The sequence below is a fragment of the Inquilinus sp. NPDC058860 genome (assembly GCF_042743185.1).
Taxonomy (GTDB): domain Bacteria; phylum Pseudomonadota; class Alphaproteobacteria; order DSM-16000; family Inquilinaceae; genus Inquilinus.
The window spans coordinates 224,702-249,865 of the sequence record NZ_JBHYMS010000002.1 but is presented as its reverse complement, the minus strand read 5'-3'; the positions used below and the strand labels follow the sequence as shown (position 1 = coordinate 249,865).

Sequence of the window (25,164 nt, the reverse complement as noted above, 5' to 3'; positions counted from 1 at the left end):
CGCCGCCTCAACCGCGCCTCATGAACCGCCGTGTACGGAACCGTACGCACGGTGGTGTGGGAGGAGGGCCGCCGTAAGGCGCCCTCCTACCCGATCGCTTCTGCAAGCAGCCCTGCCGAAAGCCACGCCGTCATTGCTTCGCTGCGCTCCTCGCAATGACGGCATTGGCGATATATTTTTGTAGATTTTTTATTATTGACACGTCGAGCCGTATGTTAGAGGGTCGGCACCGATCTTCGGATCCGCGGGATTTTGACGGAAGCAGCTTGCGCCGCGTCACCAAACGCTAAAGCGCCACGACGTGAGTTCGTGGTTCCGGCAGTTGTTGCTGAGGAGCCGACCGATGGTCTCGATCTTGTCTCTGCCGATCCTCTCCGCCGCGCCGTCCGCCGGCATGTGTCGCGCCTGTCGCTGTTGCTGACCGCGGGCCCCGCCCGCCGCACCCGACCGTACGACCAGATGCAGCGCGCCCCCTCGAGCGGGCGTGCCCCCGAGAGGATCCCTTCCATGGCTGACGCCTTCATCATCGTCGCCGGCGGCCTGACCGCCGGCATCGTCACGCGCGAGCCGCGCGGTTTCCGCTTCTACGCCTCCGACGCGGCCTTCACGCCGCTGGAGGGGCGCCTGTTCCGCACCACCCGCGCGGCCGGGCGGGCGGCGCATGCCGCGCTGACCACGATCGCCCGCCGCCAGCACCGGCCGGGGCAGGCCCGGGCCTGATCCGCGGCGCAGGGCTGCCCCATATCCATACCGACCCAAGACGTGCAGGAGCCCATCATGTCCCTTTCCCCGATGACGCGCGGCCTGATCGGCCTGGCGCTCGGCCTCGCCCTCGGCGTCGCCACCGCCGGCAGCGCCCTTGCCGCCGGCATCAAGCTCGGCGTCATGGGCGGCAGCGAGGAGGAGATCGCCGAGGTCGCCAAGCAGGTGGCGGCCAAGAAAGGCCTCGAGGTCGAGCTGATCACCTTCTCCGACTACGCCATTCCGAACGAAGCGCTGGAGCATGGCGAGCTGGATGCCAACGCCTTCCAGCACCAGCCCTATCTGGACGCGCAGATCGCCGCCCGCGGCTATCACATCGTCCCGATCGGCTTCACCATCGTCGAACCGATCGGCCTGTATTCGAAGAAGTTCGACAAGATCGACAAGCTGCCCGACGGCGCCAGGATCGGCATCCCGAACGACCCGAGCAACGGCGGCCGGGCGCTGAACCTCCTGGCCGCCAACGGCCTGATCAAGCTGGCGCAGGGCAAGGGCCTGAACCCGTCGCTGCTCGACGTCACCGACAACCCGCACGGCTTCCAGTTCTCCGAGCTCGACGCGGCGCAGCTGCCGCACGCCCTGCCGGACCTGGACGGCGCGATCATCAACACCAACTACGCGCTGGAGGCCGGGCTCGACCCGCGCAAGGACGCGCTGGTCGCCGAAAGCCGGACCAACAACCCCTACGGCAACTTCGTCGCCGCCCGCGCCGCCGACAAGGACCGGGCCGACCTCAAGACCCTGGTCGAGGCCTACCAGTCGCCGGAGGTGGCGCAGTTCCTGGAGACCCGGTTCAAGGGCGCGATCCTGCCCGCTTGGTGAGACCGTCCGATAACGCGCGTGGCGCGGCCGTCTGGCGGCGGTTTCTTCGCTTCCGGTGCTCACGGACCAACGTCCGCTGCGCTCCGGTTCTCGAAACCACCGCCAGCCGACTCACGCCACACGCATTCTCGAACGGTCTCTCGGGATCGGGCATGGCCGGGGCTGCGGCCCCGGCCGTTGCGAAAGCGGACCAATTCTGCTAGACGACCGCGCTTGCGTGAGCATTCACTCACGCCGTACCGACGCCGGCACCCCTGGAGGCCGGCGTCTTCACTTGGGAGAGAGCCAATGGCCGAAACCATCAAGATCACGGCCGAGGCGCGGGACCGGGCCGGTAAGGGGGCAGCACGGGCAGCGCGTCGGGCCGGGATGATCCCGGGCGTCATCTACGGCGACAACAAGCCGCCGGTGCTGTTCAACGTCAACGCCCAGTCGCTGCTGAAGATCCTGCGCGACCCCGCGGCGCTGACGCACCTCTACGACATCGAGATCGGCAGCGAGAAGCACCACGTCCTGGCGCGCGACATCGCCCTGGACCCGGTGAGCGACCGCGCCATCCACCTGGACTTCCTGCGCGTCAGCGACAAGACCACCGTCCATGCCGACGTGCCGGTGCATTTCGAGAACGAGGCGGCCTCGCCCGGCATCAAGCGCGGCGGCGTGCTGAACGTCGTGCGCCACGATGTCGAGCTGATCTGCCGTGCCGAGTCGATCCCCGAATTCGTCTCGGTCGACCTGACCGGCGCCGAGATCGGCGATTCGCTGCGCATGAGCGCGGTCAAGCTGCCGGAGGGCGTCCGCCCGGCCGTGCAGGACCGCGACTTCGTGATCGCCACTGTCGCGGCGCCGTCGGCGGTCCGTGCCGAGGCGGCCGAAGCTGCGGCGGCGGCGGTCACTGGCGAGGCGGCCCCGGCCGCGGCCGAGGAGCCGAAGGCCTGATCAGGGCCGGGCGAGCTGGGAGAGTGCGATGCTGCTGTTCGTCGGCCTCGGCAATCCCGGCTCGCAATACGCGTATCACCGGCACAATGTCGGTTTCATGGCGCTCGACGACATCGTCGAGCGCCATTCCTTTTCGCCCTGGAAGCTGAAGTTCCAGGGCCGGCTGGCGGAAGGCCGGCTCGGCCCCGAGCGCGTGCTGGCGCTGGAGCCCACCACCTACATGAACGAGAGCGGCCGGTCGGTCGGCGAGGCGATGCGCTTCTACAAGCTCACGCCCGACGACGTCGTCGTGTTCCATGACGAGCTCGACCTCGCGCCCGGCAAGGTCCGGGTCAAGAAGGGCGGCGGCACCGCCGGCCACAACGGGCTGCGCTCGCTCGACGCCCATATCGGGCCGGAGTTCTGGCGCGTCCGCATCGGCATCGGCCATCCCGGCCACAAGGACCGGGTGCATGGCTGGGTGCTGGGCGATTTCGCCAAGGCCGACGAGGCCTGGCTCGACCCGCTGCTGGACGCCATCGCCGAGGCGGCGCCGCTCCTGGCCGAGAAGGCGGCCGGGAAGTTCATGACCCAGGTCGCCCAGACCACCCAGGACGCGTGATCCGCCGGCCCGACGCGGCAGCCTCGTTGACCTTTGCTGCGCCGCACGACTACCCCCTTGATCCGATCGTTCCGGGGGCGCATCGTACGCCCACGTGGTCGGCATAGCCGGTAACGCGTATTGGCCAGCCGCAACGCCCTTGCGGCGACCTCCGTCGGAATGGCAACCCGGCATCGTCGGGTGAGCCTGCGGACAAGAGAGCACCACGAGGAGCCGCCGCAGTGCGGCTCCTCTACTGTCCGGGCCCCTTGCTTCACCCCTATCGCGGCGGGATCGGCGTCTGCGCCAGCAGCGTGTTGGCGGGCATCACGCATTGGAAACCGATGTAGTTCCACTGCCGGTCCGAAGCCAATGCCGTGCGGCCGGCCCGGGCGCAATACCGGTCGGCGGTGGCCTGCGCCCCCGCAGTGGTGCGCTCATTGGCGGTTTTCACCACGACGAACCCTTTCGGGCCTTGCTGCGGCACGCAGGCACCGGCCAGGAGTGCGGCAAAAATCGCAAGAATCGATCGCATTGGTGATTTCCCGTCGGTTCCGGGTGAAGGCGATCGTTCGATCGGAAACGATCCCGACCAGGATCACAAAAATTCCGCTGAAGGCCAAGCCACTTCGACTGGAAGCAATGCTGCCTCGCGACGGATCTCGCGCGATTTGATTATTATTTTACGAGCAATTCCTGCATTCGACTGCGGGCAGCAGGCCGCGGGCGTTCCGATTACTGGCCTATGCGGCGATGGACAGCCGGCGGTAGGACAGCGCCTCGGCGATCTGGGCACGGCCGATGGCCTCGGCGCCGGCCAGATCGGCGAGGGTGCGGGCCACGCGCAGCACCCGGTGATAGCCGCGGGCGGACAGGCGCAGCCGCTCCGCCGCCTGGGTCAGGAGGGTGGCGCCGGCCGCATCGGGCACCGCCACCCGCCCCAGCACCGACCCGTCGGCCTCGGCATTGGTGGTGATGCCGTCGCCGGCGTAGCGTGCGGCCTGGATCTCCCGCGCCGCCGCGACCCGGGCCGCCACCTCGGCCGTGCCTTCGGCCGGCGGCGGCAGCGACAGGTCGGCGGCGGAGACCGCCGGCACGTCGACATGCAGGTCGATGCGGTCGAGCAGCGGGCCGGACAGGCGCGACTGGTAGTCCTGGCCGCAGCGCGGCGCCCGGCCGCAGCCCAGTGCCGGGTCGCCGAGATGGCCGCAGCGGCACGGATTCATCGCCGCCGCCAGCAGCACCCGGGCCGGATAGGTGACATGCGAGTTGGCCCGGGCGATCACCGCCCGGCCGCTCTCCATCGGCTGGCGCAGCGATTCGAGCGTGGCGCGGGCGAATTCCGGCAGCTCGTCCAGGAACAGCACGCCGCGATGGGCCAGCGAGATCTCGCCCGGCCGGACCCGCAGCCCGCCGCCGACCAGGGCCGGCAGCGAGGCGGAGTGATGCGGGTCGCGGAACGGCCGGCGGCGCATCAGCCGCCCGCCCTCCAGCAGCCCGGCGACCGAATGGATCATCGAGACCTCCAGCGCCTCGGCCGGGGCCAAGGGCGGCAGCAGCCCGGGCAGCCGTGCCGCCAGCATCGACTTGCCGGAGCCGGGCGGGCCGATCATGAGGAGGTTGTGATTTCCGGCGGCGGCGATCTCCAGCGCCCGCTTCGCCGTCTCCTGCCCCTTCACGTCGCGCAGGTCGAGGCCGGGTCCGTCCGCCGCGGCCAGCAGCGGCTGCGGCTGGGCCAGCACCTGGGTGCCCTTGAAGTGGTTGACCAGGGCCAGCAGCGTCGGCGCCGCCAGCACGTCGATCCGGCCCTCGGCATCGGCCGCCCAGGCCGCCTCCGGCCCCGAGGCGGCCGGGCAGATCAGGCCGAGCCCGCGCTCCGCCGCGCCCAGAGCCGCCGGCAGCACCCCGGCGACCGGAGTCAGCGCCCCGTCCAGCGCCAGCTCGCCCAACGCCATGTACTGCCCGATCTCCTGCACCGGCAGCACGTCGAGCGCGGTGAGCAGGCCGAGCGCGATCGGCAGGTCGAAATGGCTGCCCTCCTTCAGCATGTCGGCCGGCGCCAGATTGATGGTGATGCGCCTGGGCGGCAGGGCCAGGCCGAGGGCGTGCAGCGCCGCCTTCACCCGCTCCCGGCTTTCCGCCACCGCCTTGTCCGGCAGGCCGACCAGGGTGATGCCGGAAAAACCGCCCGAAACCTGCACCTGGACGTCGACCGGCGCGGTCTCGATCCCCTGGAACGCGACCGTGGCGATGCGAGCGACCATCTAGGCGGAGCCTGACGCGTGTGGGGAGACTGACATATTCATATATAAATTGTGCTTTCTACAAAAGCACAACCATTACTCCGTAACCCATACGCACTGTCAATGCCTCCCGGCACGTTCGGGTCAGCTGCGTGCGAGCCAGACACCACAGCAAGAGCGCGCTGGAGCGATTCGGCCTGCCAGCACCATCTGCCTGGTCTTCGGTGCGCCGGCTGCAAGTGCTTGACCATGAAGGAGCGGGGGTCGAATCTGATCAAACCCTAGGGTGATCCATCTCATGACGCCGATCGATATCTCCGCGGCCAAAACCCTGTTCTCCCAGATCGTCGATCGGGCGAGCAGAGGGGAGAGCTTCGTCATCACCCAATCCGGCACGCCGCTGGCCAGGCTGATGCCGCCGGATAGCAAGAAGCCGGCCAAGATCCGGTTCGGCCTGATGAAGGGCGGCATCCACATCGGACCCGATTTCGACGCACCGCTGGACATCTTCGAAGAAGGACCGTCGGCGTAGGGCACTCACCTGGCCCTGGCGATGCGCCAGATCGTGCCGCCCTCGTCGTCGGAGACCAGGATCGAGCCGTCCGGCAGCACCGCGATCCCGGCCGGGCGGCCCCAGACCTGGGCGGCGCCGTCGCCGCGGTTGACCCGGAAGCCGGTCGCCAGCGCCTCGTAGCCGCCCACCGGCCTGCCGTCCCGGAACGGCACCCGCACCACCATGTAGCCGATCGGGTCGGCGCGGTTCCAGGAGCCGTGCAGCGTCACCAGCGCGTCGCCGCGCCAGTCGGGGAACATCGAGCCATCGTAGAAGACCAGGTCGAGCGGCGCCGAATGCGATTCGAACAGCAGGTCCGGCACGATCGCCGTCTTCACCAGATCCGGCTGCTTGTCGGCCAGGTCGGGCTGCCGGTTCTGCCCGAGATAGGAGTAGGGCCAGCCGTAGAAGCCGCCCTCCCGCACCGCCGTCAGATAGTCCGGCACCAGCCCGTCGCCGAGGCCGTCGCGCTCGTTGACCACGGTGTAGAGCCGGCCGGTGCCCGGCTGCAGCGCCAGCCCGATCGGGTTGCGCAGGCCGGAGGCATAGGTGCGGCCGCCCGAGCCGTCGGCGGCGAAGACCTGGATGGTGGCGCGCGGCGCCGGCTCCTCGGCGATATTGCTGCGGCTGCCGATGGCGACGAAGAAGCGGTCCGACGCCGGGTCCCAGATCAGGTTGCGGCTGTGATGGCCGCTGCCGCCGTCGAAGGCGCCGTCCGGCGTGATCCGCTGCGGCCTGACCTGCGCCTTGGCGTCGCCGGGAGCGTAGGGCACGCGCCACAGCCCGTCGAGATCGGCGATATAGAGCGCGTCGCGGCGCAGCGCCATGCCGTAGGGCTCGTCCAGCCCGGTCAGGAACGGCATCGCCCGGGCCCGGGCCGGCGGGTTGGGCGCGACCAGCCGGCTGATGCGGCCGGCCCCCGGCTCCGACACCAGGATCGACCGGTCCGGCAGCACCAGCATCTCCCGCGGGCCGGAGAGGCCGGTGGCGAACAGCGTCGCGGTCATCCCCTCCGGCACCTGCGGCCGCATCGCGGCGGTGCGGGCGACGGTCTCCGAGCTGTTGGCCACCGCGTCGGTGGCGTAGGGCTTCGGCAGGGCGTCGGGCCGGATCTCGAACTTGGTCCCCGGCGCCACGTCCTGGGCCGCGGCCGGCAGGGCGATCAGCGGAATGGCGAGCAACGCTGCGAACGGTCGGCGCATCGGCGTCTCCTCCACGTCCTTGTTGAAGATGTGGGGTCCCGGAAGCCGCCGAAAAGGCCGTGATGGGAAGATTGTCCGACGAAGCCCGACGGCCCGGCAACCGATCGCGAAACAAATGGCCGGCTGCGGCGTTGCTGAGGGGCGATCGTATGCCCGGCACGGTGCCGGGCCAAGAATGGAGACTGTGTGATGACCCGCCGCCTGACCCTGATCCCCTGCGCGCTGGCCCTCGCCGCGCTGGCCGCCTGCGGCGACGAGACCCCGAACCCGACCGCGAAGACCGAGGCCGTCGCCAGCAGGACCGTCGGCTACCGCTGCGCCGACGGCACCAGCCTGTCCGCCGGCTTCACCGGCGACGCGCTGGTGCTGGCCGACGGCGGCAACACGATCACGCTGCAGCGCGCGATCTCGGGCAGCGGCGCGCGCTACACCAACCCCTACGGCGCCGAGTTCTGGGACAAGGGCGGCCAGGCGACCTACAGCCGCATCGCCGGCGCCTCCCCGACCACCTGCACCGCGGGATGAGCCCGAGAGGTGGTCGCGAAACCCGCGACCACCTCTCAGACGTTGAAGCGGAAGTGGAAGATGTCGCCGTCGCGGACGACGTATTCCTTGCCTTCCTGCCGCATCTTGCCGGCGTCCTTGGCGCCCTGCTCGCCGCCCAGCGCGACGAAGCTGTCGTAGTCGATGGTCTCGGCCTTGATGAAGCCGCGCTGGATGTCGCTGTGGATCTCGGCCGCGGCTTCCGGCGCGGCGGCGCCGGCCCGCACGGTCCAGGCCCGCGCCTCCTTCGGCCCGACGGTGAAGAAGGTGAGCAGGCCGAGCAGCTTGTAGCCGGCGCGGATCACCTTGTTCAGCCCAGGCTCCTCCAGCCCGATCGAGGCCAGGAACTCCTGCTTCTCCTCCGCCGAGAGCTGCGCCAGCTCGGCCTCGATCGCGGCCGAGATCACCACCGCCTCGGCGCCTTGCGCCTTGGCCATCGCCTCGACCCGGGCCGAATGGGCGTTTCCGGTCGCGGCCTCGTCCTCGGAGACGTTGCAGACATAGAGCACGGGCTTGGAGGTCAGGAGCGCCAGGCGCCGGAACGGCTCGCGCTCGTCCGCTGACAATTCGACGGTGCGGGCCGGCCTGCCCTCGCGCAGCACCGCCAGCGCCCGCTCCATCAGCTCGATCTCGGCCTTGGCGTCCTTGTCGCCCCCCTTGGCCCGCTTCGCCGCGGACTGCACCCGCCGCTCCAGCCCCTCCAGGTCGGCCAGCATCAGCTCGGTGTCGACGATCTCGGCGTCGCGCACCGGGTCGACCGAGCCCTCGACGTGAGTGACCTCGCCCTCGAAGCAGCGCAGCACGTGCAGCACGGCGTCGGTCTCGCGGATATTGGCCAGGAACTGGTTGCCCAGCCCTTCGCCCTTCGACGCGCCGCGCACCAGCCCGGCGATGTCGACGAACTCCAGCTGGGTGGCCACGACCTTGGCCGAGCCCGCGATCGCCGCCAGCTTGTCCAGCCGCGGGTCGGGCACGCCGACCCGGCCGGTGTTCGGCTCGATCGTGCAGAATGGATAGTTCGCCGCTTCCGCCGCCTGGGTGGAGGTCAGCGCGTTGAACAGCGTCGACTTGCCGACATTGGGCAGGCCGACGATGCCGCAATTGAATCCCATGGGTTCTCGTCCGATCTTCGAATCGGGGCCCATCTAGCACGGATGCCGGGCCGAGGGGAGTCGCGGCCGGGCCGCCCCGCACTTGACGCCGGCTCGGCGAGGATGGCACCTGGAGGGGAGATTGTCCTGACGAGCTGCCGGCCTTTCCGTCCGGGCGAGTGAGCCGGACCGTTCCCGACCACGCCGAAAACCGCCTCCCGCAGTGCCCCCGACGTCCCCCGGAGACCGTCCCATGACCCTGACCCTGCCCCGAGTCATCGGCCATCGCGGCGCCGCGGCCCATGCGCCGGAGAACACGCTGGCGTCGTTCCGCAAGGCGGCCGCGCTGGGCGTCCAGATGGTCGAGTTCGACGTCAAGCTGACCCGCAACCGGGTGCCGGTGGTGATCCATGACGATGCGCTGGACCGCACCACCGACGGCAGCGGCGCCGTCGCCAATTCCGACTTCGCGGCGATGCGGATGCTGGATGCCGGCCGGAAGTTCGCGCCCGAGTTCCGCGGCGAGCGGGTCCCGACCCTGGACGAGGTGCTGACCCTGGCGCTGGAGCTGGGCCTGGCGGTCAACATCGAGATCAAGCCCTGCCCGGGCCGCGAGGTCGAGACCGCCGAGGTGGCGCTGGCCGCAGCGCAGCGGCTGTGGCCCGCCGACCGGCCGAAACCGCTGGTCTCCAGCTTCGCCATCGAGAGCCTGATGAAGGCCCGCGAGGTCGCGCCCGACTGGCCGCGCGGCTATCTGATCTGGGAGCGGCCGGCGGTCTGGGCCGCCAATGCCGACGCGGTCGGCGCCGCCACCATCAATGTCAGCCACGAGAAGGAGACGGCGGAGACGATCGCCGAATACCGCGCCACCGGCCGGCCGGTGCTGGCCTACACGGTGAACGACGCGGAGCGGGCCAAGGCGCTGTTCGACATGGGCGTCGCCGGCGTCTTCTCCGACGCGCCCGACCGCATCCTCGCCCTCTGATCGCCGCTTTTGCCGCCGATACGGGGCGCGGCCGCGAGCTTCGGGAGAGATTGGGCGCGTGCAGGGCTTCATCGACCAGACGATCGCCTTCATCGGCGCCCATGGCGGCTGGGCCGGGCCGATCATCCTGGTCTTCGCCTTCGGCGAATCCTTTGCCGTGCTGAGCCTGCTGCTGCCGGCCACCGCCGTGCTGGTCGCCGCCGGGACGCTGGTCCAGTCCGGCACGCTGAGCCCGTGGGACGTCATCCCCTGGGCGATCGCCGGCGCCATCCTGGGCGACGCCGTCTCGTACTGGATCGGGGCGTGGCTGGAGCACCGGGTGGAGCGGATCTGGCCGTTCACCCGGCATCCGCAGATGCTGCGCACCGGCCGCGACTTCTTCACCCGCTGGGGCGGCATCAGCGTCTTCATCGGCCGCTTCCTCGGCCCGGTCCGCGCCGTGATCCCGCTGGTCGCCGGCATGATGGGGATGCGCCACATCCCCTTCCAGATCGCCAATGTCGCCTCGGCGGTCGTCTGGGCGCCGGTCTGGGTCGGCCTCGGCTGGTTCGCCGGCGAGACCCTGAGCCGCATCTTCGGGATTGAAGATGCGGCGCCGCTGCTGATCATATTTCTCGTCGTCGCGACGCTGGTCGGCGCCGCGGCGGCCTTCCGCCTGCTGACGCGCAAGAGCAAGAGTTCGCATGAGGATCGTCCGGATCGTCCCTAGCCTGGCCGCTGTCGTCGCGCTGGTCCTCGCCGCCGCGCCCGGTCCGGCGCGGGCGGACGGGCTGGACGACTTCTTCAGCAGCATCCGCCGCCAGTTCGAGGAGCCGGCCCGGCCGAGCCGGTCGCAGAGCTGCGCCCAGACCGAGGCCGAGGCGCATGTGCTGGCGACCACGGCGGAGAGCGACCTGGGGCGGGTGCGAGCCCGGATCGACCGGATCGAGCGCGACGCCGGCACCGGCACCGCCCGCACCCCGATCGACCAGGCGACCCAGGTCGCGGCCCAGGCCCAGGGCCTGTCGGCGAAGCTGCGCCGGGCCCAGGCGGCCTATCGCACCATCATCGGCCAGTGCGGCCGGCCGGACCTGCAGAGCGAAAGGCTGGGCAGCCTGGCCCGCCGGCTGGACGCCGAGGCGCGGCGGGCGAACCGCCTGGCCGACCGCATCGCCTCGACCCCGACCGGCGCCCTGCCCGGCGGCCCGCAGGCCTGCCCGGCGCTGGTCGACGACGCCCGGTCGGTGCAGGCCGACACCACCGCCGTCCTCGACCGCATCGGCAAGCGCCTGCGCGAGTTGGAGGGTCTCGACCCGCTGGACGCCCGCAGCGGCGCCCTGGACGTCGCCGACGACATCGCCGAGCAGCGCCAGCGCGTCGACACCATCGACGCACGCGCCGCGACCCAGGGCCCGGACTGCGCCGAGGCCACGGCAATCCGCGACCGCGCCGGCGCCGACCGCCAATCCCTGCAGGCCCTGCAGAACCAGGCCGACACCCTGATCGGCCCGCCCGCGCCGGAGGGCGCCGAGCCGACGCTGAGCCCGGCGCAGCGGCGCCGGGTCCAGGAGCGGCTGACCGCGCTGGGCCACTATCGCAGCCCGGTCGACGGCCTGTTCGGCGACGGCACCAGGCGGGCGATCGCCCTTTACCAGCACGCCGGCGGCGCCGCCGCGACCGGCCGGCTGAGCCGGGCCCAGGCCGATGCGCTGCTGGCCGACCCGGCAACGGCGCCGCCGCGGCCGCTGGTGCAGCAGGCCACGGCCACGCCGGACCAGGCGGTCCCCGCCGCCCCACCGGCGCCCGCGACCGGTTCCGGGCAATCCACCCCGGCTCCGCCGCAGCCCGCCAGCCCGGGTGCAGTCGGCTCGGCGGAGGCGACGGCACCCGCGGCCCAGCCCGCCCCCGATGCGACGGCGACGCCCCATGCGGCGCCCGCGGCGGAACCGCCGCCGGTCGCCGATTCGAAGCCTGCGGAGACAGGCACGGCCGCAGCGGCTGCCGCCGAGGCACCCCCGGCTGCGGCGTCGGTGCCGCCGGCCGCCGGCCCGACCCCGCCTGCACCGCCGACGGCGGAACCGGCACCGGCCGCGCCGATCGCACCGACCCAGCCCGAAGCGGCGACCGATCCGAATGCCGCGCCCTCCGCCCGGGTCGCCGCACGGCTGATCGAAGCGTTGCGCCGGTGGCCGCAGCCCCCGGTGGTGACCACGCCGCCCGCGCCGGACGCGGCCGCGGCGTCGGACCCCTTCGCCGAGTTCTACGGCCGGATGCGCGGCCACGCCGCGAATGGCGAGATGCAGGCGGTGCAGGCCGGCCGCTACGAGCTGGTCGGCATGGCGCTGCTCGAGCACGGCGCCGAATCGACACAGATGCTGGATGCCGACCTGCTGCTGGTGCAGGCGGCCCAGGCCCTCGACGCGCGCGACGAGGCCCGCCGCAGCCTGACCGCGGCGGCGCCGCTGATCGGACGGCTGGGCAGCGGCGAAAGCCGGCGGTCGCGGCAGTCGCTGGAGGCGGCGACGGCCTGGCTGGGGCTGCGCATCGTCGCCGCCGATCTGCTGGAGGCCATCGAGGCCGCCGGCGCCAAGCCGCTGGACGGCACCACCGCCGACCGCATGGCCGAGCGGCTGGACCAGATCGAGCAGGTGATGGCCCAGGCGCAGGACGGCGTCGACGAGCTGGCGGCCCAGGCCCTGCTGCTGCGCGCCGCGGTGCTGGCCTCGGCCGGCCGCATGCCGGACGACCCCGAGCTCAAGACCGAGATCGACCGCCTGATGCAGTAGGCGCCGCCGCGCGCCTTTACCGACCCCGGGCCCCGGATCCCGATCGCTGCCGCTGGCGGAAGCGGCGCACCTTGTCCGCGGTGCCGCAATCGCTCATCTGGCACCAGCGCCGGCTGGCGTTCTTGCTGCGGTCGTAGAACAGCCAGGCGCAATCATGACCGGCGCAGCGCTTCAGCCGCGCCGGCTCGCCCCCGAGCAGCAGGTCGAGCGCGTCCATGGCCAGGCGATGCCGCACCGCCGTCCCATCGGCGGGCGGTTCGTCCCGCCAGGCGCCCCCGCCCGCGCCGACGGTCAGGCGGCGGCGGGACGCGGCCTCCGCCACCTCGGCCTGCAGCAGGGCGACCGCTTCCGCCGGCGGCTCGGCCCGGATCGCGATGGCGTCGAACACCGCGTGCAGCGCCTCCCGCAGCCGGATCAGCCGCGACCATTCCTCGCGGTCGATCCGCGGCGTCTGCCCGAAGGCCTGCGCGCACCAGGCGGCCAGAGCGGCGGGGTCGCCGGCCCGCTCCCGCGGCCCGGGCCCGCCCCATCCGGACAGGGTGTTGCAGAAGTCCAGGCAGGCGAAGCCGCCGACCAGGGGCAGCTCGGGCGGAGAGGGCTGCTCGGAGGACATGAAACCAGCATAGCCACTTTGACAGGTTTCAGCGAGCCCTATATCGTTACCGGTAAACGCCAGAAAGATGGTTACGATGCGCTGGAACGCCCTCGGCCAGCTCCATGCCGGCGTCGGCCTGTCGGGGATCGGCCCGATCCTGATCCGCCTCAGCCCGGTCGACCCGGCCGCCACCGCCTTCTGGCGCCTGACGCTGAGCTGCGTCCCGGCCGCCGCGCTGGCCTGGCGGACGCCCGGCATGCCGGCGCGCGACATCGGCCTGGCCCTGCTGGCCGGGGTGATGCTGGCCGCCGACCTGGTGCTGTGGAACGCCTCGATCGTGCGCACCAGCGTGCTCGAGGCGACGCTGCTGGTGATGATCTATCCGCTGCTGGTGGCGCTGCTGCCGGCGCTGTGGCTGCGCCGCCGCCCGGACCGCCGGGTGGTCGGCGGCGGCCTGGTCGCCTTCCTCGGCATCGCCGTCCTGGCCGGGGCCCGCGGCACCGCCGGCGGCGACCTGCCGGGCAACGGCATGGCGCTGCTGGCCGCGCTGTTCTACGCCGTCTGCTTCCTGATCTCGGCGGCGCTGTGCCGGCGGCAGGACGCCGCCACCGTCACCTTCTGGACCCTGGTCGGCGCGGCGCTGGGCGCCCTGCCGGTGGCGCTGCTGCAGGACCGGATCCTGCCGCAGGATCCCTCAGGCTGGCTGAACCTGGCGGCCCAGGCGCTGATCGCCTTCGCCTCGCAGATCCTGGTTGCCCGCGCGCTGCGCACGCTCGACGCCGGTTTCTCCGCCATCGCCGGCTACGGCCAGCCGGTGGTGGCGACGCTGCTGGCCTGGCCGATCCTGGGCCAGGCGCCGCAGGCCGCCGCGCTGATCGGCAGCGTCTTCATCGTCGCCGGCATCGCGCTGGCCGGCCGGGGCGAGGCCGCACCGGCCGAACCGGCCGCGCCGCCCCGGCCGGGGGCCGCGGAACCGGCACGCTGACCTATCGACGGCGCCGGCCTTCCGGCCGATGATGCCGGCATGACCGATGCCGAGATGCTGGATTCGCCGGACGACACCGCCCTGGACACGCCGCGGCCGGGCGCGGGCAGCCGCCTGCGCCGGGCCCGCGAGGCGCAGATCCTGGACGCCGCCGAGGGCGTGTTCGCCGAGGCCGGCTTCTCCGGCGCCACCATGCAGGGCATCGCCGAGCGCGCCGGCCTGCCCAAGGCCAACGTCCATTACTACTTCGGCACCAAGGAGGCGCTGTACCGCGCCGTGCTGGCCCGCATCCTCGACCTCTGGGTCGACGCCTTCGACCATCTGGTGCCGGAGCGCGACCCGGCCGAGGCGCTGGCCGCCTATATCCGCGACAAGATGCGCTGGTCGCGCAGCCGGCCGCTGGCGTCGAAGGTGTTCGCCAACGAGATCATCCACGGCGCGCCCCAGGTCGCCGACTACCTGTCGGGCAAGCTGAAGCGGACGATCGACGAGAAGGCGCGGGTGATCGAGGGCTGGATCGCCGCCGGCCGGATGGCGCCGGTCGACCCGCGGCACCTGGTCTTCACCCTGTGGGCCGCGACCCAGACCTATGCCGATTTCGAGGCCCAGATCCGGGCCGTGCTGGGGCGAGAGGCGATGGATGACGACGTCTTCCTGGTCGCCGGCCGGCACGTCACCGGCCTGATCCTGCGCGGCTGCGGCCTGAAGCCGCCGCGCGGCGGCTGATCGGTCGCCGCCGCGACGCGTCCATGGCGGCGCGCGCCGCTTTGCGCTAAGGATGGGCCATGCATCCGCGCCTCCTCGTCCCGCTGATTCTCTTCGCCCTTGCCGCCTGCGCCGCCGAGCCGCATCAGCCGGCGCTGCCGCCGACGGTGCTGCAGAGCGGTGCCGCCGCCGGCGAAGCCGGCTTCGACCAGAGCCAGGGCGAGGCCCTGCTGGCCCAGGCCAAGGCGGCCGAAGCCCGCAACCCCGGCGAGGCCAAGAGCCTGTACCGCCAGGCCGGGATGGCCTGGCCGGACCTGACCGACGCCTGGGACGGGCTGAAGCGGGTGTCGGCCAAGCAGAACGACGCGGCCGAGGCCAAGGCCGCCGGTTTCATGGCCGAGCGGGTGAAGCTGTATCCCGGCACGGCCATCGCCTCGCAGCGCGAGGTCAATGTCGCGCTGCACAGCTACATCCAAGCCCAGTCGCAGCAGCCGAGCGACGGGCCGGAGCAGCTGGCCTATGCCAAGCGGCTGGGCGAGTTCTACGACGCGCAATATGCGCGCGGCGGCTTCTACACCCGGGAGAAGGACTTCGGGAACATCGAGGCCCACGACATCCCGGCGGTGGCGCTGACCGGCGGCGGCATCATCGGCTACGGCGCCAGCATGGCGACGAAGTTCGAGTAGCCACCGGCCTCAGCCCGCCCGCTCGCGCGGCGTCACCGACACCTCCCGCACCCGGCCGTCGCGCAGCAGGCGCAGGGCGGCGGCCGTGCCGACCCGATCGGCCCCGAGCAGCCGGTGCAGGGCGTCGACGCCGTCGACCGGGTGGCCGTCGATCGCCAGGATCACGTCGCCGACGCGCAGCGCCGCGGCCCCGGCGCCGCCGGGCAGCAGCTCCGCCACCCGCACGCCGCCGGCGGCCGGCAGGCCGAGCGCCAGTTGCATCGGCCGCGGCAGCCGGATGGTCTGCGCGGCGATGCCGAGCGAGGCGCGGCGCAACCGGCCGTGGCGGATGATCTCCGACGCCACCAGCAGGGCGGTGTCGCTGCCGATGGCGAAGCACAGGCCCTGGGCGCCGGCGATCATCGCGGTGTTGATGCCGACCACCCGGCCGAGCGCGTCGACCAGCGGGCCGCCGCTGTTGCCGGGATTCAGCGCCGCATCGGTCTGCAGCACGCCGTCGATCAGCCGGCCGGACCGGCCGCGCAGCGACCGGCCGAGGGCGCTGACCACGCCGGCCGTCACCGTCGCCTCGAAGCCGAGCGGGTTGCCGATCGCGACCACCAGCTGGCCGACCTGCAGCGCGGCGGAGGAGCCGAGCGGCGCCCAGCCGGGCACACTGTCATGCAGGCGCAGCACCGCGAGGTCGGTGTCCGGGTCCTCGCCGACCGGCCAGGCGACGACGCTGCGGCCGTCGCTGAGCGTGGCGGTGATCGACACGGCACCATGCACCACATGGCTGTTGGTCAGGACGAAGCCGTCGGGGGTGAAGATGACGCCGGAGCCGCTGCCCTGCGGCACCGGCGCGCCATCCGGCCCCTTGCCGGAGACGCGGAGATGCACGACCGAGGGCGCGGCGGCGCGCACGGCGTCGATCACGGTGCGGGAATAGGCGTCGAGGGCATCGCCGCCGATGGCGGCGGCGGCTGGGGTCGAGGCCGCGGGCCCCGGCGCCGGGGCGTCGAGGAGGAAGCGGGTTTCGTAGCCGGGCATGGCAGGACCTCGGGAGCGGAAGGGGCGGCGCCAGCCGGTGCGCCCCGTTTCCCAAGATGTAGGCATGCCGGAGGAAGAACCCAAGGGGAACGACGCCTTGCCACCCCGCCCGTGACGATGGCGGCGGTCCGGCGTATCGTCCGGCCGCGGCATGCGCGATTCGCGCGGCGATCACGGCGAGGATGCCCGGACATGGCGACGGACGCGCTGGACGGCTTCGACTGGCGGATCCTGGCCGCCCTGCAGGACGACGCCCGGATGAGCAACATCGCCCTGGCCGAACATGTCCTGCTGTCGCCGTCGCAATGCGCCCGGCGGCTGCAGCGGCTGGAGGAGGCCGGGGTGATCCGCGGCTACGCGGCGCTGCTGGACCCCGACCGCATCGGCCTGTCGGTGGCCGCCTACATCTCGATCACGCTGGAGAAGCACGGCGCCTTCACCGCGGAGGCCTTCCGCGAGGCGGTGCAGCGCCACCCGGAGATCGTCGAATGCTGCGCCGTGACCGGCGACGCCGACTACGAGCTGCGGGTGGTGGCGCCCGACCTGAAGGACCTGTCTCGCTTCATCATGGACAGCCTGATGCGGATCGACGGCGTCTCGGCCATCCGCTCGCGCATCGTGCTCGACACCATCAAGGACAGCCGCCGGCTGCCACTGCCGCCCGCGGCCTGAGGAGGCTGCATGCCGCACCGGGTTGTGCCGGGACGCGACCCGTGCTTGTTTCTCGCCACTTCTCGCGACCCGTCCGGAGCGCCCAGCGCATGACGCGTTTCTTGCAACTTCTCGGGAGTCTTCTCCTCGCCATGGCCATCACCCAGGGGGCTTCGGCCCGCGACCTCGAAAACACGCTCTATCTCGACCTGACCTATGGCCGGGTGGTGATCGAGCTGCGCCCCGACCTGGCGCCGAAGCATGTCGCCCGGATCAAGGAGCTGGTGCGGCAGGGCTTCTACAACGATATCGTCTTCCATCGCGTGATCGAGGGCTTCATGGCCCAGACCGGCGACCCGACCGGCACCGGCACCGGTGGCTCCGGCCAGAAGATCGACGCCGAGTTCAGCCAGCAGCCGTTCAAGCGCGGCACCGTCGGCATGGCCCGGGCGCAGAGCCCGAACAGCGCCGACAGCCAGTTCTTCATCATGTTCGCCGACGGCAGCTTCCTGAACGGCCAGTACACGGTCTGGGGCCAGGTGGTCGAGGGCATGGAGTTCGTCGACAAGATCAAGCGCGGCGAGCCGCCGGCCAACCCGGACAAGATCGTCAAGCTGCAGGTCGCGGCCGACGCCAAGTAAGGCCGACCCGATCGAAGCGAAGCCCGGCCGCCCCTTTGGAAGATTGGGCGGCCGGGCTTCTGCGTTTCAGCGGAAGCGGAAGGCGATCAGCGGCATCTTGTAGGTCTCGCGCACCTCGGAGATCGGCTTGCCGTCCTGGCGCAGCACCAGGGCGCGGTTCTCGAACAGCGAGGCCGCCGGGTCGTAGGAAGGGGCCGGCGCCGCGGCGGCCCAGCCGGCGAGTTGCGCCGACGGCATCCGCTCCCACCCCTCCGGCAGCGCCTGCCACAGCACGGTGGAAGACAGGGTGCGGCGCGACGGCCCGAGCGGCCGGATGGCACGGCCGAAGGGCGTGTCGGTCCCGGTCAGCACCGCGTTGATCTCCGGCGTCAGCCGGGCCGGCAGGTACCAGTTGTCGGCCTCGGACAGCACCTGGTCGCCGCAGACCAGCTGGACCCGGCGATAGACCACGGGCTCGGCCGGATCGGTGATCTCCAGCTCCTGACGCTGCACCTCGGTCAGCGGCACCTCGCCGGGCACGCGCCTGGCCACGATCTTGGCCGCGGCGGCCAGGCCGTAGCGGCCGCACCACTCCTCCAGGAACAGGGTGGCGCTGTCGGTGGCGCCGAGCCCGGCGCGCAGCGACTGCACCAGGGCGGTCAGCGCCAGCCGGTCGGACAGGGCAGCGGCGCCGGCCTCCTGGCCGGCCGCGACCTCGGCCCGGGCCAGGGCAAGCGGCGCGGTCAGCGCCAGGGCCGCAGCGGCGGCGACGATCGGCAGGCGGCGCACCATCGAACTCCTCATCCTCCGGGCCGGCCCTGTCATTCCAGGCCGGCCGTGACCGGCCGGGGCCAGCGCGGCGCAGGATGGCTGCATAGCCGTCGGAAGGCGCCACGGCAATCCGCCGCAGCGCCGATCGGGCTTGACCGCGACGGCGGCGCGGGCTGGGCTGAAGCGTCTGGCCGACGGGAGACTCGCCATGCCCACCTTGTATGACCGCGCCCTGGTGTGGGATGCGCACAGCTGCCTGCCGCTGGTGCCCGATGCCGACGTGTCGCTGCTGGCCCGGCACAAGGCGGCCGGGATCGACCACGTCTCAATCAACATCGGCATGGACATGACGCCGCTGGAGACGGTGATCCGCACCACCGCCCGTTTCCGCGACTGGATCCGCCGCCACCCGGAGGACTATGCGCTGGCCGGCAGCGTCGCGGAGATCCGCGCCGCCAAGGCTGCCGGGCGCCTGGCCGTCGGCTTCGACCTGGAGGGCGCGCTGCCGCTGATGGGCGATCTGGCCATGGTCGGCCTGTACCACGATCTCGGCGTCCGGCAGATCCACTTCGCCTACAACCGGAACAATCCGGCGGCGGGCGGCTGCCATGACCAGGACATCCCGCTGCCCGCCTTCGGCCGCGCCCTGGTAGCGGAGATCAACCGCATCGGCATGCTGCTCGACTGCTCTCACACCGGGCACCGCAGCAGCCTGGACATCATGGCGGCCTCGACCCGGCCGGTGGTGTTCAGCCACGCCAATCCGCGCGCCCTGGTCGACCATCCGCGCAACATCACCGACGAGCAGATCCGCGCCTGCGCCGCCACCGGCGGGGTGGTCGGCATCAACGGCATCAGCCTGTTCCTGGGCGATGCGAAGAGCGAGACCGTGGCCCGGCACATCGACCATGTCGCCCAGCTGGTCGGCGCCGCCCATGCCGGCATCGGCCTCGACTTCCTGTTCGCGCCCGATGTGGACGATGCGCCGCCCGGCCGCGACCGCGACTATTGGTGGCCGCCCGAGGCCGGCTACGGCAGCGCCCACAGCGCCATCGCCCTGGTGCAGCCGGAGCAGCTGCCGGAGCTGGCGGAGATCCTGCTGCGCCGGGGCTACGCCGAGGCCGATGTGCTGGGTATCCTCGGCGGCAACTTCCTGCGGGCGGCGGAGGCCGCCTGGGGGTAGATCACGCCGCCGCGTGGTGCTCGCAGCGGTTCACTTCGACGGTGACATGCGACAGGCCGGCCAGCTCGCCGAGCCGGGCCTTGTACTGCGCCGGTGGCTGCGGCCGGTCGCTGACCAGGGATACGATCGCGGCGGCGTGGCCGGGGCCGACGCGCCAGAGATGCAGGTCGGCGATGCGGTCGCCGCCGGTTTCGAGCCGGTCGCGGATCGATTCGGCCAGCCCCGGATCCGGCACGGTGTCGAGCAGCACCGCGCCCGAATCGCGCAGCAGGCCCCAGGACCAGCGCGCGATCATGATGCCGCCGACGATGCCCATCAGCGCGTCCATCCAGGCCCAGCCGTAGAGGCGGCCGGCGAGCAGGCCGAGGATGGCGCCGACCGAGGTCACGGCGTCGGCCAGCACGTGGAAATAGGCCGCGCGCAGGTTGTGGTCGCGGTCGTGGTGCCCATGGTGGTGGTGGTGGTGGTCGTGATCATGGTCGTGGTCATGCGCGTGGCCATGATGGTGGTGGGCGTGGTGGCCGTCGTCGTGCAGCAGCCAGGCGCTGGCGATGTTGACGGCGAGGCCGACCACGGCGATGACGATCGCCTCGTCATAGGCGATGGCGACCGGGTTCAGGAGGCGCAGCACCGATTCCCAGCCGATGCCGACCGACACCACCGCCAGCACCAGGGCGCTGGCGAAGCCGGCGAGGTCGCCGAGCTTGCCGGTGCCGAAGGCGAAGCGCGGGTCGCGGGCGTGGCGGCGGGCATAGCGATAGGCCAGCGCGGCGACGCCGAGCGCCCCGGCATGGGTCGCCATGTGCAGCCCGTCGGCCAAGAGGGCCATCGAGCCGAAGGCGAGGCCGCCGAGGATCTCGGCCACCATCATCGCCGCGGTCAGCGCCACCACCCAGCGGGTGCGGCGCTCGTTGCGGGCGTGGTCGGCGCCGAGGAACAGGTGGTCGTGCCGCCAGTCGTCGAGGGAATGGCTGTGCATCGCCGCCTCCCGGGCGTTCAGTGGAGAAGGAGCTGGGCCGGATGGCCGGTCCAGTCGCAGACGTCGCGCGTGGCGACCGCGACCGGCACCTCCGGATGGTTGTGGCGGTACAGGGTCAGCGCGGCCTCGAAGGCCCATTCCGGCGGTTCGGCCCGGGCGCAGAGCTCGCGATAGACCCGTTCGACGGCGACACGGCAGCACATGATGGTCTCGTTGGCCTCTAGAGATATTTGGTGATCTCGCGCAGCGAGGCCAGCCGGGCCTCCCGGCCCTCGGCCGCGCCGTTGGAGAGATGCGCGATGCAATGGTCGACATGGTCGAGGATCAGCATGGTCTTCGCCTTCTCCACCGCCTTGACCACGGCCTGGAGCTGCTGGGCGATGGCGAGGCCGTCCTCGCCGGCCTCGACCATGCGCAGCGTGGCGGCGAGATGCCCCTGGGCCCGCTTCAGCCGGCCCAGGATCTCGGGATTGTTGGCATGGCTCATGGGCGGACCCTATCCCCCCGGAGGGGATAGGGCAAGGGACAGCTGGTCGCGGGGCCGCGGCGGCGTCGGCCTTCATCTGAAAAATACATTCCTCTATCGACCAATGCCCCTGAATGTCACTTTCGGCCAGTCATTGCAGAACCGGGACCCTCGGATGACCGGAACGCCGCTTCAAGAGCGCGTCGTTCCGTCGTAAACGACGGACCTATCGGAGGGGCAGTGGGTCCATCGGAAATCATTTCGGCGTCGAGACGCGTCCTGGCCGGCCGGCCGGTGCTGGCCAGCGGCCTTGCCGTCGCGGTGACCTGCCTGGTGCTGGTCGCCTTCGCCGACAGGCCGGCGGCGCTGTGGTTCGAGGCGCATCGCGGCTCGGATGTCATCGCCGCGGTCAAGGTGTTCACCGATCTCGGCCTCGGTGTCTGGTGGTACGCACTGGCGATCCTCGGCTGGCTGGGCTTCCGCTTCGCCGCCTTCCTGGCCGCCCATGGCGACGTCCGGGCGCGGCGCCTGAGACGGGCCCGCGGCTTCGGGTTCATGCTGGCGGCGCTGGTGACGACGACGCTGACCAACTGGCTGCTGAAGGCCGTGATCGGCCGGCCGCGGCCGCGCCATCTGTTCCGCCAGGACGCCTTCGCGCCGCACCCCTTCGGCTGGGACCTGTTCTCGAACAGCTTCCCGTCCGGCCACGCCCAGACCATGGCCACGGCGATGACCGCGCTGTGGATCCTGTTCCCACGCTGGGGCTGGGCCTTCGGCCTGCTGGGCGGGCTGGTGGCGCTGAGCCGGGTCGTGGTCACCTCGCACTACCCGGCCGACATCGTCGCCGGTGCCTGGCTGGGCGTCGTCGTGGCGCTGGCCGTGCGCCGCTGCCTGGAGGCGACCGGCGGCCCGGTGGCGATCGCGCGGTGACCGCCATGATCGCCCTCGTCGCCGCCCTGGTCCCGGTGCTGGCGCCGGTGATCGCCTCCGCCGCCGTAGGCTATGTCTGGGCCCGGTCGCGTCATCCCTTCGACCTCGGCTTCGTCACCCGGCTGGTGACCTATGTCGGCTCGCCCTGCCTGGTGTTCTCGACCCTGACCAAGTTCCATGTCCCGGCCGGGGAGATCATCGGCCAGGCCGGCCTCGCCATGCTGTCGGTCTTCGCCTGCGGCCTGGTCGGCGGGCTGGCGCTGCACCTGTCCGGCCGCGCGGTGCGGCCGCTGCTGCCGACGGTGATGCTGCCGAACGCCGGCAACCTCGGCCTGCCGATCGCCTATTTCGCCTTCGGCGACGAGGGGCTGGCGCTGGCCCTGCCCTTCTCCGCCGCCATGACGCTGCTGCAGTTCACCGTCGGCGTCTCCTGCGCCTCCGGCCACAGCCGGTGGACCGAGATCCTGAAGACGCCGACGATCTACGCGATCCTGCTGGCGATCGCCTTCGCCGCCGGCGGCATCGAGACGCCGCGCTGGCTGGCCAACGCGACCGAGCTGCTGGGCGGCGTCACCCTGCCGCTGATGCTGATCGCGCTCGGCGTGTCGCTGGCCAGCCTGCGCATCGCCAATCTCGGCCACGCGCTGTGGCTGGCGGGCCTGCGCCTCGGGCTCGGCCTCGCCGCCGGGTACGGGGTGGTCTGGCTGTTCGCCATCCCGCACCCGACCGCGGCGATCCTGATCCTGCAGTCGGCGATGCCGCCGGCGGTGTTCAACTACCTGTTCGCCGCGCGCTACGGCGGCCCGGTAGAGGAGGTGGCCGGCGCCGTGGTGGTCGGCACCGTCATCAGCCTGCTGACCCTGCCGGTGCTGCTGGCCGTTCTCATGGCGTAGGTTGGGTTCGCGCTTGGGCGAACCCAACATTTGGCCACGGCTCGATGCTGTTGGGTTCGCTGACGCGACCCCAACCTACGCGCCCTCGATCTCCCGCTTCCGGGCCTCGTAGGTGGCCGGGTCGATCAGGCCGCGCCGGCGCATCACCTCCAGCGCCACCAGGGCCCGGCCGCGGTTGTCGTCGCCGACCGAGCCGCTTTCCGCATCCGCATCGCCGCCGGCCGCGCCCGGCTGCGCCCTGTCCGCCATGATATCGTCCGTCCGTTCTGCGACGCCGCGCGCGCTTCCGTCGGAAGGGCGCAGGGCCTATGACGGCAGAGCATGACTCACGGAAGAAGGCCGGTCGAGATGTGGACGAAGGGGGCCCCGTGTGATTCTATATCCCTCGTAGCTCCAGGAGGTTGCGCTCCGCTTTTGGCGTGACACTGCATTGAGGGATCAAGGCTCGTCTTTCGCCTACGACGTCAGCTAGATTTTGATCGGTCGCTCACCATGCGATCTGGAAACAAAGGCCCATGTTTAGGGTTTCCTAAAAGCCCAGCTCAGGGAGTTCATCCATGACCGAGAAACTAGCCGCTCTCCTTGAACGAGCCAAGTCGGTCACAATGTCCGGCGCTCAGAAGGAGCAACAACGTCGTAGCTTCGCTTACGGCAACACGAAGATCGAGAACTCTCGCATCACGCGAGAGATGATTGATCAGCAAGCCGAAGCGCTGAAGCGCCAGGATGGTTGACGCTGATCGACCGGGAGAGCGCCACAGCCGGGCGCTCTCTCCCGAGCTCATCACAGATCCGGAAGAGAAGGCGCGCCGCGAAGCCGCGAACGGACTGCGTCAGTTCGATGTCGCGATGGAGGTCCTGGAAGAATGGCGCACTCGGGGTGCGAAGTTCCGCCTGCGGCCTTCGGCAATACTGAATCTTCATCGAACCGCCCTCGATGGCATCAGCGCATTCGCGGGCAACTTCCGCCCGGCGGGGTCGAGATCGAGGGTAGCGAACATGAACCTGTCGGAGCGCACCAAGTGCCCGCTCTGATTGAGGACATGTGCGACTATGTGAACGACAATTGGGATACCAAGACGGCGATCCACCTCGCCGCCTACGTCATGTGGCGGCTGAACTGGATTCACCCATTTGATGATGGGAATGGCCGGACCTCTAGAATCGTATCGTATCTAATTCTCTGCGCTCACCTCGGGTCGCGCTTACCCGGCTCAAAAACCATTCCCGATCAGATATCCGAGAATAAGGACCCCTACTACAAAGCCTTGGAGTCGGCTGACCAGACCTGGAAGCAGGGGAAACTTGACCTGGCGGCGCTCGAAAAGCTCCTGGAGGACCTTCTCGCGGCACAGCTCGTCAGCATCATGGAACAGGCTAAGGGCGGTCCCGTCACCTAGCCGCGTCACGGACGCCCCTCAGAGCATGGAAAGCGTGCAGCAACACGATTGCTTGCTGCCAATGCGACGCCGCGCGCGCTTCCGTCGGAAGGGCGCAGGGCCTATGACGGCAGAGCATGACTCACGGAGGAAGGCCGGTCGAGATGTGGACGAAGCGGGTCCTGCGGATCCTGGCGCTGGCGGTACCGGCGATCGCCATCGCGGCGGCCGTGGCCTTCTGGCTGGGCCCCCCCGGCAGCCGCGGCGGCGTTGGCCAGGGCTTCGGCTCGGTCGGCGGCCCGATCGCGCTGGTCGACCAGGCCGGCAAGCCGGTCACCGAGAAGGACTTCGCCGGCAAGGATGCGCTGATCTTCTTCGGCTTCACCAACTGCCCCGACGTCTGCCCGACCGAGCTGTCGACCATGGCGGCGGCGCTGGACACGCTGGGTCCGAAGGCCGACGGGGTGGTGCCGGTGTTCATCACGGTGGACCCGGAGCGCGACACGCCCGAGGTGGTCGGCCAGTACGCCCAGGCCTTCCATCCCCGCATGGTCGGGCTGACCGGCACGGCGGAGCAGATCGCCAAGGCGGCCAAGGCCTTTCGCGTCTACTACCAGAAGGCGCCGCAGCAGGACGGCGCCTATTCCATGGACCATTCCGCCTTCGTCTATCTGATGGGGCCGGACTGGCAGGTGCTGGACATCCTGCCGCCGCAGCTGTCGCCGCAGGACATGGCCCAGCGCCTTTCCAAGCAACTCTGACGGGCCATGAACCGGGTTGCGATCCGGCCCGGCGTGCTATCGTGGC

32 protein-coding genes are annotated in these 25,164 nt (G+C 71.1%); 21 read left to right on the top strand and 11 right to left on the bottom strand.

Annotation, left to right across the window (positions count from 1 at the left end; genetic code table 11):
• Positions 1 to 507: 507 nt before the first annotated feature.
• From ACFW16_RS02740 to pth, 4 genes are all read left to right on the top strand, one after another.
• The gene (locus tag ACFW16_RS02740) at positions 508 to 720 is read left to right on the top strand and encodes a hypothetical protein (protein ID WP_380301613.1); all 213 of its coding nucleotides are present in this window, start codon (positions 508 to 510) and stop codon (positions 718 to 720) included.
• Positions 721 to 777: 57 nt separating this feature from the next.
• Positions 778 to 1,584, top strand: coding sequence for a MetQ/NlpA family ABC transporter substrate-binding protein (locus ACFW16_RS02735; protein ID WP_380301611.1), 807 nt, complete (start codon positions 778 to 780; stop codon positions 1,582 to 1,584).
• A gap of 288 nt (positions 1,585 to 1,872) precedes the next feature.
• Positions 1,873 to 2,523, top strand: coding sequence for a 50S ribosomal protein L25/general stress protein Ctc (locus ACFW16_RS02730; protein WP_380301609.1), 651 nt, complete (start codon positions 1,873 to 1,875; stop codon positions 2,521 to 2,523).
• Between the two features lie 28 nt (positions 2,524 to 2,551).
• Positions 2,552 to 3,124: an aminoacyl-tRNA hydrolase gene (gene pth, locus ACFW16_RS02725; RefSeq protein WP_380301607.1), complete on the top strand. Its 573-nt coding sequence runs from the start codon at positions 2,552 to 2,554 to the stop codon at positions 3,122 to 3,124.
• A gap of 259 nt (positions 3,125 to 3,383) precedes the next feature.
• Here pth and ACFW16_RS02720 read toward each other — a convergent pair whose 3' ends face one another.
• On the bottom strand, positions 3,384 to 3,638 hold the full coding sequence (locus ACFW16_RS02720; RefSeq protein ID WP_380301605.1) for a hypothetical protein: 255 nt from the start codon (positions 3,636 to 3,638) through the stop codon (positions 3,384 to 3,386).
• 208 nt (positions 3,639 to 3,846) lie between these two features.
• Positions 3,847 to 5,367: a YifB family Mg chelatase-like AAA ATPase gene (locus ACFW16_RS02715; protein ID WP_380301604.1), complete on the bottom strand. Its 1,521-nt coding sequence runs from the start codon at positions 5,365 to 5,367 to the stop codon at positions 3,847 to 3,849.
• 277 nt (positions 5,368 to 5,644) lie between these two features.
• Here ACFW16_RS02715 and ACFW16_RS02710 point away from each other — a divergent pair, with 277 nt between their 5' ends.
• Entirely contained in the window at positions 5,645 to 5,878 is a 234-nt protein-coding gene (locus tag ACFW16_RS02710) for a type II toxin-antitoxin system Phd/YefM family antitoxin (RefSeq protein WP_380301602.1), read from the top strand.
• Between the two features lie 5 nt (positions 5,879 to 5,883).
• On the opposite strand, the gene ACFW16_RS02705 is transcribed toward ACFW16_RS02710, so the two are convergent.
• The gene (locus ACFW16_RS02705; protein ID WP_380301600.1) at positions 5,884 to 7,101 is read right to left on the bottom strand and encodes a PQQ-dependent sugar dehydrogenase; all 1,218 of its coding nucleotides are present in this window, start codon (positions 7,099 to 7,101) and stop codon (positions 5,884 to 5,886) included.
• A gap of 189 nt (positions 7,102 to 7,290) precedes the next feature.
• Here ACFW16_RS02705 and ACFW16_RS02700 point away from each other — a divergent pair, with 189 nt between their 5' ends.
• The gene (locus ACFW16_RS02700) at positions 7,291 to 7,626 is read left to right on the top strand and encodes an MliC family protein (RefSeq protein ID WP_380301598.1); all 336 of its coding nucleotides are present in this window, start codon (positions 7,291 to 7,293) and stop codon (positions 7,624 to 7,626) included.
• Positions 7,627 to 7,661: 35 nt separating this feature from the next.
• Here the strand turns inward: ACFW16_RS02700 and ychF are convergent, their stop codons facing one another.
• Complete coding sequence (gene ychF / locus ACFW16_RS02695) at positions 7,662 to 8,756, bottom strand: redox-regulated ATPase YchF (protein WP_380301596.1); 1,095 nt, start codon at positions 8,754 to 8,756, stop codon at positions 7,662 to 7,664.
• 232 nt (positions 8,757 to 8,988) lie between these two features.
• Here ychF and ugpQ point away from each other — a divergent pair, with 232 nt between their 5' ends.
• From ugpQ to ACFW16_RS02680, 3 genes are read left to right on the top strand one after another with little or no spacing between them, the layout of a single operon-like run.
• Positions 8,989 to 9,720: a glycerophosphodiester phosphodiesterase gene (ugpQ, locus tag ACFW16_RS02690; protein ID WP_380301594.1), complete on the top strand. Its 732-nt coding sequence runs from the start codon at positions 8,989 to 8,991 to the stop codon at positions 9,718 to 9,720.
• A gap of 58 nt (positions 9,721 to 9,778) precedes the next feature.
• Complete coding sequence (locus ACFW16_RS02685) at positions 9,779 to 10,429, top strand: DedA family protein (protein WP_380301592.1); 651 nt, start codon at positions 9,779 to 9,781, stop codon at positions 10,427 to 10,429.
• The gene (locus tag ACFW16_RS02680) at positions 10,404 to 12,485 is read left to right on the top strand and encodes a peptidoglycan-binding domain-containing protein (protein ID WP_380301589.1); all 2,082 of its coding nucleotides are present in this window, start codon (positions 10,404 to 10,406) and stop codon (positions 12,483 to 12,485) included. The genes ACFW16_RS02685 and ACFW16_RS02680 overlap by 26 nt, the downstream gene beginning before the upstream one ends.
• Before the next feature lie 16 nt (positions 12,486 to 12,501).
• On the opposite strand, the gene ACFW16_RS02675 is transcribed toward ACFW16_RS02680, so the two are convergent.
• Entirely contained in the window at positions 12,502 to 13,098 is a 597-nt protein-coding gene (locus ACFW16_RS02675; protein ID WP_380301587.1) for a CGNR zinc finger domain-containing protein, read from the bottom strand.
• Positions 13,099 to 13,174: 76 nt separating this feature from the next.
• Between ACFW16_RS02675 and ACFW16_RS02670 the strand changes: the two genes are divergently transcribed.
• From ACFW16_RS02670 to ACFW16_RS02660, 3 genes are read left to right on the top strand one after another with little or no spacing between them, the layout of a single operon-like run.
• Positions 13,175 to 14,065, top strand: a complete 891-nt coding sequence (locus ACFW16_RS02670) for a DMT family transporter (protein WP_380301585.1) — start codon at positions 13,175 to 13,177, stop codon at positions 14,063 to 14,065.
• A gap of 39 nt (positions 14,066 to 14,104) precedes the next feature.
• Positions 14,105 to 14,791, top strand: a complete 687-nt coding sequence (locus ACFW16_RS02665; RefSeq protein WP_380301583.1) for a TetR/AcrR family transcriptional regulator — start codon at positions 14,105 to 14,107, stop codon at positions 14,789 to 14,791.
• 59 nt (positions 14,792 to 14,850) lie between these two features.
• Complete coding sequence (locus ACFW16_RS02660) at positions 14,851 to 15,456, top strand: hypothetical protein (protein WP_380301581.1); 606 nt, start codon at positions 14,851 to 14,853, stop codon at positions 15,454 to 15,456.
• Between the two features lie 9 nt (positions 15,457 to 15,465).
• On the opposite strand, the gene ACFW16_RS02655 is transcribed toward ACFW16_RS02660, so the two are convergent.
• Positions 15,466 to 16,485, bottom strand: a complete 1,020-nt coding sequence (locus ACFW16_RS02655) for a S1C family serine protease (RefSeq protein WP_380301579.1) — start codon at positions 16,483 to 16,485, stop codon at positions 15,466 to 15,468.
• Between the two features lie 192 nt (positions 16,486 to 16,677).
• Between ACFW16_RS02655 and ACFW16_RS02650 the strand changes: the two genes are divergently transcribed.
• A complete protein-coding gene (locus ACFW16_RS02650) occupies positions 16,678 to 17,157 on the top strand; it encodes an Lrp/AsnC family transcriptional regulator (protein WP_380301577.1) in 480 nt (159 codons plus the stop codon).
• A gap of 131 nt (positions 17,158 to 17,288) precedes the next feature.
• Positions 17,289 to 17,777: a peptidylprolyl isomerase gene (locus ACFW16_RS02645; RefSeq protein WP_380301575.1), complete on the top strand. Its 489-nt coding sequence runs from the start codon at positions 17,289 to 17,291 to the stop codon at positions 17,775 to 17,777.
• Positions 17,778 to 17,843: 66 nt separating this feature from the next.
• Here ACFW16_RS02645 and ACFW16_RS02640 read toward each other — a convergent pair whose 3' ends face one another.
• Positions 17,844 to 18,548 carry a hypothetical protein gene (locus ACFW16_RS02640; protein ID WP_380301573.1) on the bottom strand — a complete coding sequence of 235 codons (705 nt, stop codon included), beginning with the start codon at positions 18,546 to 18,548 and terminating at the stop codon, positions 17,844 to 17,846.
• 187 nt (positions 18,549 to 18,735) lie between these two features.
• On the opposite strand from ACFW16_RS02640, the gene ACFW16_RS02635 reads away from it, so the two are divergent.
• Positions 18,736 to 19,710 (top strand): dipeptidase, encoded by a 975-nt coding sequence (locus ACFW16_RS02635; RefSeq protein WP_380301571.1) that lies wholly within the window; start codon positions 18,736 to 18,738, stop codon positions 19,708 to 19,710.
• A 1-nt stretch (position 19,711) separates the two neighbouring features.
• Here the strand turns inward: ACFW16_RS02635 and dmeF are convergent, their stop codons facing one another.
• Genes dmeF through ACFW16_RS02620 form a run of 3 tightly spaced genes read right to left on the bottom strand, consistent with a single transcriptional unit; the run spans position 19,712 to position 21,176 of the window.
• The gene (gene dmeF / locus ACFW16_RS02630; RefSeq protein ID WP_380301569.1) at positions 19,712 to 20,689 is read right to left on the bottom strand and encodes a CDF family Co(II)/Ni(II) efflux transporter DmeF; all 978 of its coding nucleotides are present in this window, start codon (positions 20,687 to 20,689) and stop codon (positions 19,712 to 19,714) included.
• A gap of 17 nt (positions 20,690 to 20,706) precedes the next feature.
• A complete protein-coding gene (locus ACFW16_RS02625; RefSeq protein ID WP_380301567.1) occupies positions 20,707 to 20,892 on the bottom strand; it encodes a hypothetical protein in 186 nt (61 codons plus the stop codon).
• 17 nt (positions 20,893 to 20,909) lie between these two features.
• A complete protein-coding gene (locus ACFW16_RS02620) occupies positions 20,910 to 21,176 on the bottom strand; it encodes a metal-sensing transcriptional repressor (protein WP_225770228.1) in 267 nt (88 codons plus the stop codon).
• Between the two features lie 219 nt (positions 21,177 to 21,395).
• Between ACFW16_RS02620 and ACFW16_RS02615 the strand changes: the two genes are divergently transcribed.
• Complete coding sequence (locus ACFW16_RS02615; RefSeq protein ID WP_380301565.1) at positions 21,396 to 22,085, top strand: phosphatase PAP2 family protein; 690 nt, start codon at positions 21,396 to 21,398, stop codon at positions 22,083 to 22,085.
• Positions 22,086 to 22,090: 5 nt separating this feature from the next.
• On the top strand, positions 22,091 to 22,978 hold the full coding sequence (locus ACFW16_RS02610) for an AEC family transporter (RefSeq protein WP_380301563.1): 888 nt from the start codon (positions 22,091 to 22,093) through the stop codon (positions 22,976 to 22,978).
• 75 nt (positions 22,979 to 23,053) lie between these two features.
• On the opposite strand, the gene ACFW16_RS02605 is transcribed toward ACFW16_RS02610, so the two are convergent.
• Complete coding sequence (locus ACFW16_RS02605; RefSeq protein ID WP_380301561.1) at positions 23,054 to 23,227, bottom strand: hypothetical protein; 174 nt, start codon at positions 23,225 to 23,227, stop codon at positions 23,054 to 23,056.
• Positions 23,228 to 23,535: 308 nt separating this feature from the next.
• Between ACFW16_RS02605 and ACFW16_RS02600 the strand changes: the two genes are divergently transcribed.
• From ACFW16_RS02600 to ACFW16_RS02585, 4 genes are all read left to right on the top strand, one after another.
• Entirely contained in the window at positions 23,536 to 23,712 is a 177-nt protein-coding gene (locus tag ACFW16_RS02600) for a hypothetical protein (RefSeq protein ID WP_380301559.1), read from the top strand.
• On the top strand, positions 23,705 to 24,013 hold the full coding sequence (locus ACFW16_RS02595) for a hypothetical protein (protein WP_380301558.1): 309 nt from the start codon (positions 23,705 to 23,707) through the stop codon (positions 24,011 to 24,013). Before ACFW16_RS02600 ends, ACFW16_RS02595 begins: the two co-directional genes overlap by 8 nt.
• Positions 24,001 to 24,378 carry a Fic family protein gene (locus tag ACFW16_RS02590; RefSeq protein WP_380301557.1) on the top strand — a complete coding sequence of 126 codons (378 nt, stop codon included), beginning with the start codon at positions 24,001 to 24,003 and terminating at the stop codon, positions 24,376 to 24,378. The genes ACFW16_RS02595 and ACFW16_RS02590 overlap by 13 nt, the downstream gene beginning before the upstream one ends.
• Before the next feature lie 143 nt (positions 24,379 to 24,521).
• Entirely contained in the window at positions 24,522 to 25,118 is a 597-nt protein-coding gene (locus tag ACFW16_RS02585; protein WP_380301555.1) for an SCO family protein, read from the top strand.
• Positions 25,119 to 25,164: the final 46 nt, after the last annotated feature.

What these genes read in the sequence shown, in the direction of transcription:
- ACFW16_RS02740 (WP_380301613.1), top strand. Translation starts at nt 508, where the DNA reads ATGGCTGACGCCTTCATCATCGTCGCCGGCGGCCTGACCGCCGGCATC.
- ACFW16_RS02735 (WP_380301611.1), top strand. Translation starts at nt 778, where the DNA reads ATGTCCCTTTCCCCGATGACGCGCGGCCTGATCGGCCTGGCGCTCGGC.
- ACFW16_RS02730 (WP_380301609.1), top strand. Translation starts at nt 1,873, where the DNA reads ATGGCCGAAACCATCAAGATCACGGCCGAGGCGCGGGACCGGGCCGGT.
- pth (WP_380301607.1), top strand. Translation starts at nt 2,552, where the DNA reads ATGCTGCTGTTCGTCGGCCTCGGCAATCCCGGCTCGCAATACGCGTAT.
- ACFW16_RS02720 (WP_380301605.1), bottom strand. Translation starts at nt 3,638, where the DNA reads ATGCGATCGATTCTTGCGATTTTTGCCGCACTCCTGGCCGGTGCCTGC.
- ACFW16_RS02715 (WP_380301604.1), bottom strand. Translation starts at nt 5,367, where the DNA reads ATGGTCGCTCGCATCGCCACGGTCGCGTTCCAGGGGATCGAGACCGCG.
- ACFW16_RS02710 (WP_380301602.1), top strand. Translation starts at nt 5,645, where the DNA reads ATGACGCCGATCGATATCTCCGCGGCCAAAACCCTGTTCTCCCAGATC.
- ACFW16_RS02705 (WP_380301600.1), bottom strand. Translation starts at nt 7,101, where the DNA reads ATGCGCCGACCGTTCGCAGCGTTGCTCGCCATTCCGCTGATCGCCCTG.
- ACFW16_RS02700 (WP_380301598.1), top strand. Translation starts at nt 7,291, where the DNA reads ATGACCCGCCGCCTGACCCTGATCCCCTGCGCGCTGGCCCTCGCCGCG.
- ychF (WP_380301596.1), bottom strand. Translation starts at nt 8,756, where the DNA reads ATGGGATTCAATTGCGGCATCGTCGGCCTGCCCAATGTCGGCAAGTCG.
- ugpQ (WP_380301594.1), top strand. Translation starts at nt 8,989, where the DNA reads ATGACCCTGACCCTGCCCCGAGTCATCGGCCATCGCGGCGCCGCGGCC.
- ACFW16_RS02680 (WP_380301589.1), top strand. Translation starts at nt 10,404, where the DNA reads ATGAGGATCGTCCGGATCGTCCCTAGCCTGGCCGCTGTCGTCGCGCTG.
- ACFW16_RS02675 (WP_380301587.1), bottom strand. Translation starts at nt 13,098, where the DNA reads ATGTCCTCCGAGCAGCCCTCTCCGCCCGAGCTGCCCCTGGTCGGCGGC.
- ACFW16_RS02670 (WP_380301585.1), top strand. Translation starts at nt 13,175, where the DNA reads ATGCGCTGGAACGCCCTCGGCCAGCTCCATGCCGGCGTCGGCCTGTCG.
- ACFW16_RS02665 (WP_380301583.1), top strand. Translation starts at nt 14,105, where the DNA reads ATGACCGATGCCGAGATGCTGGATTCGCCGGACGACACCGCCCTGGAC.
- ACFW16_RS02660 (WP_380301581.1), top strand. Translation starts at nt 14,851, where the DNA reads ATGCATCCGCGCCTCCTCGTCCCGCTGATTCTCTTCGCCCTTGCCGCC.
- ACFW16_RS02655 (WP_380301579.1), bottom strand. Translation starts at nt 16,485, where the DNA reads ATGCCCGGCTACGAAACCCGCTTCCTCCTCGACGCCCCGGCGCCGGGG.
- ACFW16_RS02650 (WP_380301577.1), top strand. Translation starts at nt 16,678, where the DNA reads ATGGCGACGGACGCGCTGGACGGCTTCGACTGGCGGATCCTGGCCGCC.
- ACFW16_RS02645 (WP_380301575.1), top strand. Translation starts at nt 17,289, where the DNA reads ATGGCCATCACCCAGGGGGCTTCGGCCCGCGACCTCGAAAACACGCTC.
- ACFW16_RS02640 (WP_380301573.1), bottom strand. Translation starts at nt 18,548, where the DNA reads ATGGTGCGCCGCCTGCCGATCGTCGCCGCCGCTGCGGCCCTGGCGCTG.
- ACFW16_RS02635 (WP_380301571.1), top strand. Translation starts at nt 18,736, where the DNA reads ATGCCCACCTTGTATGACCGCGCCCTGGTGTGGGATGCGCACAGCTGC.
- dmeF (WP_380301569.1), bottom strand. Translation starts at nt 20,689, where the DNA reads ATGCACAGCCATTCCCTCGACGACTGGCGGCACGACCACCTGTTCCTC.
- ACFW16_RS02625 (WP_380301567.1), bottom strand. Translation starts at nt 20,892, where the DNA reads ATGTGCTGCCGTGTCGCCGTCGAACGGGTCTATCGCGAGCTCTGCGCC.
- ACFW16_RS02620 (WP_225770228.1), bottom strand. Translation starts at nt 21,176, where the DNA reads ATGAGCCATGCCAACAATCCCGAGATCCTGGGCCGGCTGAAGCGGGCC.
- ACFW16_RS02610 (WP_380301563.1), top strand. Translation starts at nt 22,091, where the DNA reads ATGATCGCCCTCGTCGCCGCCCTGGTCCCGGTGCTGGCGCCGGTGATC.
- ACFW16_RS02605 (WP_380301561.1), bottom strand. Translation starts at nt 23,227, where the DNA reads ATGGCGGACAGGGCGCAGCCGGGCGCGGCCGGCGGCGATGCGGATGCG.
- ACFW16_RS02600 (WP_380301559.1), top strand. Translation starts at nt 23,536, where the DNA reads ATGACCGAGAAACTAGCCGCTCTCCTTGAACGAGCCAAGTCGGTCACA.
- ACFW16_RS02595 (WP_380301558.1), top strand. Translation starts at nt 23,705, where the DNA reads ATGGTTGACGCTGATCGACCGGGAGAGCGCCACAGCCGGGCGCTCTCT.
- ACFW16_RS02585 (WP_380301555.1), top strand. Translation starts at nt 24,522, where the DNA reads ATGTGGACGAAGCGGGTCCTGCGGATCCTGGCGCTGGCGGTACCGGCG.